Source organism: Flavobacteriales bacterium (assembly GCA_013001705.1).
Taxonomy (GTDB): Bacteria; Bacteroidota; Bacteroidia; order Flavobacteriales_D; family JABDKJ01; genus JABDLZ01.
Genome location: JABDLZ010000196.1, coordinates 1 through 8858 on the forward strand (window position 1 = coordinate 1; position 8858 = coordinate 8858).

Consider the following 8858-nt stretch of genomic DNA (forward strand, 5'->3'; position numbering starts at 1 on the left):
TGACCGAGGATACGTGGACTGATCTTGGGGTCGGTCATGGGACCGGTGACATCGAATGCCATATCCAGATATTGTCCTACGGAAAAGTCCAGTCCCAGAGCATTGGCCTGGCCGACCAATCCGTTGAGCAGTTGATCCACACTACCCCCGAGCTTTTCGACCGGGATCTTCATGGTCACATCGTAATCCAATTGCTGATCGAAGCCCATTGCCCCGCCAATGGTGGACTCGATACCGTCCAGTTTCACCTGGAAGGGTTCTACGACCACCTTGCCATCCACGAACTGGAAATCGAGGTCGATGTTCTTGACCCGCTGGCTCTTCCAATTGTCCAACTGCAGGGCATCCGCGATCTTCATCAGGGCTTTGAAATTCTCTACGATGACCTCATCGGTGCTGAGATCCCCTCCTCCACTGAGCGAGGAGAATATCGGGTTCATGCCACCGTCCAGAAGGGTGGACATCCGGAATTCAGAAGTGAAGCTACCTTCTGTTTTCTCTGCAATAGGCGCTAAGGTCTTCACGGTATTGAAGGCGCTTGCGGTATTGGAGATATTCAGCCCATTGAGTTTGAATACAAGGTCGAATGCGGGTGCCTCCAAACTCTGGGTGTTGTAGGTGCCGTCCATGGTGGCCATTCCTCCCAGCGTCTTCATGCTGACATTCTCCATGCGAGCGACCTCATCCTTCACCTGGATACGTCCTCTGATGTCATTGAGGGTGAGGTTCTCATAGCGTACCTCATCCAAGCGGGCGTCCAGTGTGAGGTCCACACCGGCTGGTACTGGAATGATACCCTCCTCTTCACTGCCTTCCGATAGCTCTTGTCCCGAATCATTGGATGCTGCACTGTCCTCTTGAACGGGGGCAACGGTCTCTACCAAGAATTCATTGAGATCGAGTAATCGGCTCTCTACTTGGATATTTCCTTTCAACTCCTCATTCTGGAGGGCATATCCCAGATAGTTGCTGATACGACCATTGGCCTTGATATCGCTCTCGCCCAGAGTAGCCATGAGATTGGGCATTTCCAGGTAGGCCGGGGTGAAATTGAGGTGGGCTGTGGAAATGCTCACGGGAACAGGAATGCTGTCTCCAGCTATCCGTAAGTCCTGCACGATCAATTGACCTGCGGCCTTGAAATCCGCATAGCGTTGGGCTTCGATGGCGGACATCGCTCCTTCCAGATCGAGATCGGCAGTGATCACTCCTTTCAACTCCTGCACCCCATCCATGGTCACGGCCTCTTTGACACGTCCAAGATCCAGCTGGGCTTTGACATCGGTCCTGATGAAGGGGTCGGTCACCATATCCTTGAGGAAGAGTGAGCCGGTGATGGGACTCTCAGCGATATTCATGTGTACCGAGGAGAGGTCCAGGGTAGTGGTGTTGAAATTGGTTCCTCCTCCGGGAAAATCAAGTTCCATGGCCAGGACGATCTCGTCAATATCCTCTGGTAGATCGGGGTATTGGATGCGGCCATCCTTCACCTGAGCGGCCAAAGAGAATCCAGGAAAGGAGAAGTCATCGTAATGTCCGATCACATCCCCTTGGATATCGATGGTCCCTTGGGTCTCTAGTCCTTCCAGATCGGGCATGTACTCACTTGGGACCAGGCTCAGAAGGGTCTTCAGGTCATTGGCGGTGCTGTGATAGCGTATGTCCATATCCACCCCGTCCTCCGGGAGGAGTACCTTCCCATCTGCCGTGAGAAGAAGGGCATTGACCCGGATCTCATTCTCCTTGAAGTTGATCTCCCTGAAGTCATCTTGGATATCGAAAACGGCCTTGATCTCCGCATCTGCTTTCTTCAGATAATGGATATCATCGTACCGGACATCCACGGTCTTTGCGGTGGTGAGGGTATTGAGATCATAGCGCTGATCGGTCAATGAACCGTCTCCGAAGTGGTCGAGCCCTTGCAGGTGGATGAAGGCACCCAGGGATCGGTTATCATAGATGATCTCGCTGTTGGTGATATCGTATTCTTCAAGAAGGATGACATACTCATCCCTGACATCCACAGTATCTCCTGCTTCGGTCTCGGATTCTTTGATGATATCATAGTTGGCCGTACCATCCTCCATGACCACGGCATTGAGATAGGCCTGATCCACATGGATGCCTTCGATGCGAAGCTTATCTCCACGTATCACGCTCATCACATCCAGAGTGAAAGAGGCTTCTCCGATACTGGCCAGTCGTAAACTGTCAAAACGATCGATGCCGTCTACCGTGATCTCCTCGATACGGAAAGTGAAATCGGGAAAATCGGACCACAGATTGAGATCGATATCACCGAAATCCACTTCGGCTTCGAGGCTGGCGTTCACATTGTCTTTGACGATCTGTACCAATCGGTCTTCGAATAGGAAGGGAACCGCGATCGCAGTAACAACCACGATTAGAAGCAGAATTGCGAGGATTTTCAGGAGTTTTTTCATGGGGTCTCGATAGCTCGTCAAAAGTATCATTTGCGACCATCCATCCCACCTGTGATGGAGCAATGGTCATCCCATTCTGCATCAAAGGTTATTCCACTTTGGGCAGAATTACAGCGTGTCCTCCATGTTCTGAGAATACAGCGTTGGCAAGGCTCGTGTGAATCACAGCGAGCTGGTGTCGTTCTGCCCGGCCTGGTAGTGATCATCCCAATCCTGCACCTTCGGGTCACCCAGCATGCCTACGGTCTTCCCTACGAACATGGACACAAAAGCATCCCCAGTGACATTGACGGTCGTACGACACATGTCCAAGGGGCGGTCGATGGCGAAGATGAGTGCCAATCCAGCTTCTGGAATACCCGCCTGGGCCAGTACGATGACCAGCATGACCATACCGGCACCCGGTACTGCAGCCGAGCCTATGGAGGCCAAAGTGGCCGTCATGATGATGCCCAGTTGCTGGGTCAGGGTGAGGTCCATGCCGAAGGTCTGTGCGATGAATACGGCAGCCACCGCCTGATACAGACTCGTCCCGTCCATATTGATGGTCGCGCCTATGGGTAGGACGAAGGAGGTCACATGGCGATCGACCCCCAAATGCTCTTCTACACGCTCCATGGTCACCGGAAGTGTAGCGGCACTGCTGCTGGTGGAGAAGGCCAGAAGCTGGGCCGGAGAGATGCCGTTCAAGAAGAAGCCCGGACTTCTCCCTGTGAGAAAGTACACACCGAGTATATAGACGATGATCATCAAGATGAGTCCGATCACGACACAGAGAGCGTACCATCCCAAAGCGGCAAAGAGGTCGGCATTGGGGGCTTCTACCACCAGTGCGGCCAATAGTGCGAAGACCCCATAAGGTGCCGAGAGCATGATGAGATCGATGAGTTTGAGAATGACCTCGTTGAAGGAGTCGAAGAATTTCTTGGCGGCCTCTGCTTTCTCACCGGGAATGAGGATGAGCCCGATGCCGAAGAAGATGCTGAAGAAGATCACCTGGAGCATATTGCGGTTCTCCGAAGCGGCCGAGAAGATATTGCTGGGTACCATGTCCACCAAGGCCTGCAAAGGACCGGCCTGTTTCTGATTCTCCGCTTGATCGATACGGGCCTGCGCATCAGAGGCGTAACTCTCGAGGAGTTCGGTACGTGTCTCGGCCGTGATGCTCGATCCGGGTTGGAGGATGTTGACCACCAGTAGACCGATACTCACCGCGATCACGGTAGTGACCACATAGGTGGCAATGGTGCGACCGCCCATGGCACTGAGGCTGCTGAGGTCCTTGAGGTCGCTCACCCCTTTGATGAGTGAGGCGATGATCAGCGGCATGGCGATCAGCTTGAGGGCATTGATGAAGATGGTCCCGAAGGGTTTTATCCAATCGCCTGTGAACTCTGCGCCACCGGATATCTGGGACATGACCAGACCGAAGATCACTCCGACCACCATTCCCAACAGGATCTTCCAATGCAATGCCAGCTTCTTCATAGATGTGAATTAAGCGGTCAAGATAATCAGAAGACGGTATGTGGGGCGAAAGGGATGAAGGTTCTATTTTTGGCCTCCCATGATGAAAAAGATCCTTACTACTCTACTATTAATCAGCTGTGCACTTCCCTTCCAGGCACAATTCGATGAAGATCAATTGGGCGCTTGGTACATGTACTTCTTCAGTGTGAAGTTCTCCGAAGAAGGACCTTGGGGAGCCCAAGGGGATATACAGTTCAGGAACTGGGACCTGGGTGGAGACCTGGAGCAATTGCTCCTGCGGGGCGGTGTGACCTACACGCCTGATAATGCCAAGATCAAATTCACTTTGGGCTATGGCAATATCACCACCGGTGCCTTTGGGGATAGCGATGCGACCAGTGCTGAGAGCCGCATCTATCAGGAAGCCCTCTTCCCTACTCTGCTGGGTCGATTCCATCTGACGCATCGCATGCGATTCGAGCAGCGATGGGTGGAAGATCAGGATACCCGTAGCCGCTATCGCTACATGCTCTTTGTCAATGTGCCCTTCAATCAGAAGGACCTGGATGAAGGGGCTATCTATCTCGCGCTCTACAATGAGCTTTTCGTCAATGGTCAACGCAATATCGGGGACGGACGAACGGTAGAGCTTTTCGACCGCAACCGGACCTACACGGCCCTGGGCTATTCCATCCAGAAGAATCTACGCGTGCAGCTGGGTGTGATGCGTCAGGTGACCGACAATTGGTCAAAGGATCAATTGCAGCTCAGTCTGCACCACTCCTTCTGAAGCGGAATGGCTACCTTGGAAGGTGGCCTATTTCAGAACATCGCGTGAAAAACGGCTCTGGACGCTGACTGCAGCACTCCTGCTGCTCATCTATGCCACCCACTCGGCAGCTCCGGAGTTCTCCTCCTTCTTGCGAGAAAAGGGATTGCTCACGCCCATCTTCATCACCGTGTTCTTCCTCATCGCTGCCGTATGTATCACCCTGGGACTCTTCCAGCGACCCGATGTACGCGAAGTCGCCATCTGGGCCGGGATCACCGGGGTATTGCTCATGCTCTTCTTCCGCATAGAGATGGTGGAGGAGCGCAGTCATCTGATGGAATATGGGGTGATCTCCATCCTCATCTATGAGGCATTGAAAGAACGCGGCAGCTTCCGTTATCCAGCCCTCGTGGCCATCCTGCTCACGGGGCTATTCGGCTTCATCGATGAGGCCATACAGTACTTCATCCCTACTCGGGTATTTGCCTGGGAAGATGTGGTCTTCAATATCTCGGCCGCCATGATCGCCATGACTACCATCGGAGTGCTGCGCTGGACCCGGGAACGATTCCGTCAGAGCTGATCGGTACGGGCCATGAGCATGGCATCGGCCAGTACAAGGGCTGCGAGGGCATCTACGATGGGTACGGCCCGGGGAAGTACACAAGGGTCGTGACGTCCTTTGCCTTTGACCGTCACCGGGTTGCCCTCTGTATCCACCGAATCCTGATCGCGCATGAGCGTGGCGATGGGCTTGAAATGCACTTGGAAATAGATATGCTCACCGTTACTGATACCGCCTTGTATGCCGCCTGAATTGTTGGAAGCCGTGCGTATCTCTTCTCCTGCTTTGATGAAGACATCGTTCTGCTCGGAACCCTTATCGAAGGTGCCGGCCATCCCGCTGCCTATCTCGAAGGCCTTGGCCGCATTGATACCCATCATGGCCTGGGCCAGTTGGGCATGGAGCTTCTGAAATACCGGTTCACCCCATCCGGCCGGGACTCCGGCCACGCGGCAGGCAATGGCCCCACCGAGGGTATCGCCTTCCTTACGGGTAGCTTCTATAAGTTCCAGCATCTGAGCGGCCACCTCTTCATCGGGACAGCGCACGGGATTTGAATCGATGCGATCCAGGTCCAGGTCGCTGTAATCATAGTCGGTCTCTATGTGGTGTACCCGCCTCACCCAGGAGCGTATGTCCACCCCCTGATGGGCCAACAGCTGCTGTGCGATGGCGCCTGCGGCTACAATGGGTGCGGTGACCCGAGCGGAGCTGCGCCCTCCACCGCGATAATCGCGCGTGGCGTATTTCTTCTCGAAGACGAAATCGGCATGGGAGGGCCGATAGCTATCCTTGATGTGGCTGTAGTCCTTGGACTTGGCGTCCTCGTTATGGATGATGAAGGCGATGGGCGTGCCTTGGGTCTTCCCTTCGAAGAGTCCGGATACGAAGTGTACCGTATCGCTCTCCTTGCGCTGGGTGGTGATGTGGGATTGGCCCGGCCTACGTCTATCCAGCTGCCGCTGGATAGCGTCCATGTCCAGCGGGAGACCCGCTGGGCATCCATCGAGGATTCCCCCGATGGCCGGGCCATGGGATTCTCCAAAGGTGGTCAGGCGAAGGATATGTCCGAGTGTATTCTGTGGCATGCGATAAATGTACAGCTAGTTCTATGCGATAGAGTACCTTCACTTACAGACAATACCTTCTCAATATGAATGAATACATCCTCTTGATACGTGCCAAGGGCGACCCGATGGCCAAACTCCCCAAAGACAAACAGAGGAGCCACATCGAAAAGACAGGCGCATTTATCAAGTCTATGCATGAGGAGGGCGTCATGACGGATGCCCAACCTTTGAAGCCTCAAGGAGCCATCGTCTCCAAAGCGGAAGACAAGATGGTGCATATAGCGATAGATACAGACCGTGAGGTGATCGCGGGGTATTATATCATTCACGCAAAGACCCTGGACGATGCCATCAAGGTGGCCAAATCAGACCCGCGTTTCGAAGAAGGGAACTGGAAGATAGAGGTGCGTCCTGTGATGCAGGTAGAAGGAATCAATCAATAGAAGATCGGATCAAAAACAAAGTGTTATGGCAAAAGGAAAAGACTCAAAAAAGAATGTGAAGAAAGAAGCAGCCATGACTCCTAAGGAGAAGAAGGCCGCCAAGCGCGAAAAGAAATCCAAGAGATAAGTGACCCTCTGCTCAGCCAGCAGAGTGCACTCCCATCTTATGCCGGATGAGCTTCTCACACATCCGTGTGCGAGCGAGTGCTCTGGAATGGGCGAGATATACACCCTCGATCAGAGTGGATGGTGTTTGGCACGCTTGGGAGCCATGTAGTCCTGCCAATCGATCAGGAGGAATTTCCTTCTTCCATTCTCCATGGTGGCAAGAAAACCCACATCGTAACAGAAGAGGTAGACCTGTCCCCTGTTGTTCTTCCAGTAGTGCGTGAAATAGGCGGGATTGAATCCGGCCTCCTCCAGTTTGGTGGCTCTGATGGTACTCTTACCCGAGCGGTTGAAATGCTTGAGGAGTCTGCGATTGAGTTTGAGCTGTTTGTCGATACTGTCGAACAAGGTGACCTTGCGCTCCTTCTTATGGTGATAGTGGAACAATCCACGGCATTGTGCATCGCAGAAGATCTTGTCGACCCTCCCCTCGAGCGGCTCTTGACAGTGCTGACATCGTCTATTCACAGCCGTAAGTAAATCATTTTACGTTTAATTTTACGTAAATACTTACGCTTTTTCTTTTATCTGGCATCGGCTTGACCTCTCTTTGGTGCCATGAGAAGATCATATCCCGATGCGCAAGCCTGCATACGGCTGTATAGAATACAAGACAGCAATGCACGATACATCGGCATACAGGTTCCCAAGGACCCTATCATAGAACGGCTGGTGAGCGGCCAGGAAGGAGTTTCCTTCAGTGCGCAGCATCGGATGTATGTGCTGAAAGAACAAGCGCATACTGTCCGTCAATTCCTGGACCGTTTCAGGGGAAAGATCTGGGTCAATATCAGCCACCTGCGCACATACCCGGAAGGACAGACCGATATACGCGCCCATAGCATACCGCACAGCGTGCTCGCGGCCGACAAACTGGAAGCGCTCGATCGATTGATGGTCGATCTGGAGGTCTTGCGGTACCGACCGAGTACGATCAAGCAATATCGATCGGCCTTGCTCCCCTTCCTCAAGTATTTCAATCATCGCCCCTTGGAGTCCCTGGAAATGGAGGATGTGATCGAATACAATAAGGTGATGATCATCGATCAAGGCAAGAGTGTCTCCGCGCAGAAACAGCTGACTGGAGGATTGAAGCACCTGTTCGAACGCGTAGTGAAAGGTCAGATAGACAGCCGCGATCTCGAGTACGCACGGAGATCCAATTTCCTGCCTACCGTGCTGAACAAGGAGGAGGTGATCGCCATGAGTCGTTGTGCCCGCAATGACAAGCATAGGATGATCATCCTCATCCTCTATGCGCAGGGGCTGCGTAGGCAAGAACTGCTGGACCTCAAACTCAAGGACATCGATATATCCCGAGCGGTGATCCATGTGCGACAAGGCAAGGGAGCTAAGGACCGGATAGTCCCCATGAGCAAAGTCCTGATGGGCGTACTACGGAGCTATTTGGCCGCATATCGCCCCGAGGAGTATCTATTGAATGGGCAGAACAGTCTCCAATACTCCGGGACGAGCGTTGGGCGGGTGGTGAGCGATACGGCCAAGCGTGCAGGGATCAAGAAACGCGTGACACCTCATACCTTGCGTCATAGTTATGCAACGCACTGCCTCGAGCTTGGATTGGGACTACGCTATATCCAGGATTTTCTGGGGCACTGGAGCGTGAAGACCACCATGCGCTACACGCATATCCGGAACAACAAGACGGATATCAATCCCTTGGATGCACTAGTGAGCGAATACGGTGGAGGCCCTGCTCATAACTCCAGTGACCACCAAGTGGCGTTTATCATTCCAAATGGTAGTGATAAATTGCATTAACTTCATCATATAAACAAGTTAGGACTCAACCCCTCTTCCCTTCCTGCGCTTTCTAAGCGGGCACACAAAGCCACGCGGCCATTTCGCACATGTCGCCCGTCAGGGCCCTCCAGCGATTTCCGTCCCAGATCCTTCGGTGGGTCG

General features: G+C 53.2%; 8 protein-coding genes. 4 read left to right on the forward strand and 4 right to left on the reverse strand.

Translation table 11 applies throughout. The features are described from left to right. Positions 1-2444, reverse strand: a 2444-nt coding sequence (locus tag HKN79_07920) for an AsmA family protein (protein ID NNC83488.1), incomplete at its 3' end; no start/stop codon positions are given. A gap of 162 nt (positions 2445-2606) precedes the next feature. After that, positions 2607-3932 carry a dicarboxylate/amino acid:cation symporter gene (locus tag HKN79_07925; protein ID NNC83489.1) on the reverse strand — a complete coding sequence of 442 codons (1326 nt, stop codon included), beginning with the start codon at positions 3930-3932 and terminating at the stop codon, positions 2607-2609. Between the two features lie 82 nt (positions 3933-4014). Here HKN79_07925 and HKN79_07930 point away from each other — a divergent pair, with 82 nt between their 5' ends. After that, on the forward strand, positions 4015-4704 hold the full coding sequence (locus HKN79_07930; GenBank protein NNC83490.1) for a DUF2490 domain-containing protein: 690 nt from the start codon (positions 4015-4017) through the stop codon (positions 4702-4704). 22 nt (positions 4705-4726) lie between these two features. Continuing rightward, positions 4727-5269 carry a VanZ family protein gene (locus HKN79_07935; protein NNC83491.1) on the forward strand — a complete coding sequence of 181 codons (543 nt, stop codon included), beginning with the start codon at positions 4727-4729 and terminating at the stop codon, positions 5267-5269. On the opposite strand, the gene aroC is transcribed toward HKN79_07935, so the two are convergent. Next, complete coding sequence (aroC, locus tag HKN79_07940; GenBank protein ID NNC83492.1) at positions 5260-6339, reverse strand: chorismate synthase; 1080 nt, start codon at positions 6337-6339, stop codon at positions 5260-5262. The genes HKN79_07935 and aroC overlap by 10 nt on opposite strands. Positions 6340-6404: 65 nt before the next feature. On the opposite strand from aroC, the gene HKN79_07945 reads away from it, so the two are divergent. Next, complete coding sequence (locus HKN79_07945) at positions 6405-6764, forward strand: hypothetical protein (GenBank protein NNC83493.1); 360 nt, start codon at positions 6405-6407, stop codon at positions 6762-6764. 237 nt (positions 6765-7001) lie between these two features. On the opposite strand, the gene HKN79_07950 is transcribed toward HKN79_07945, so the two are convergent. Continuing rightward, positions 7002-7400 (reverse strand): hypothetical protein, encoded by a 399-nt coding sequence (locus tag HKN79_07950; protein NNC83494.1) that lies wholly within the window; start codon positions 7398-7400, stop codon positions 7002-7004. Positions 7401-7490: 90 nt separating this feature from the next. Between HKN79_07950 and HKN79_07955 the strand changes: the two genes are divergently transcribed. Then, positions 7491-8714, forward strand: coding sequence for a tyrosine-type recombinase/integrase (locus HKN79_07955; GenBank protein NNC83495.1), 1224 nt, complete (start codon positions 7491-7493; stop codon positions 8712-8714). Positions 8715-8858 lie beyond the last annotated feature (144 nt).

What these genes read in the sequence shown, in the direction of transcription:
- HKN79_07945 (NNC83493.1), top strand. Translation starts at nt 6,405, where the DNA reads ATGAATGAATACATCCTCTTGATACGTGCCAAGGGCGACCCGATGGCC.
- HKN79_07955 (NNC83495.1), top strand. Translation starts at nt 7,491, where the DNA reads ATGAGAAGATCATATCCCGATGCGCAAGCCTGCATACGGCTGTATAGA.
- aroC (NNC83492.1), bottom strand. Translation starts at nt 6,339, where the DNA reads ATGCCACAGAATACACTCGGACATATCCTTCGCCTGACCACCTTTGGA.
- HKN79_07930 (NNC83490.1), top strand. Translation starts at nt 4,015, where the DNA reads ATGAAAAAGATCCTTACTACTCTACTATTAATCAGCTGTGCACTTCCC.
- HKN79_07925 (NNC83489.1), bottom strand. Translation starts at nt 3,932, where the DNA reads ATGAAGAAGCTGGCATTGCATTGGAAGATCCTGTTGGGAATGGTGGTC.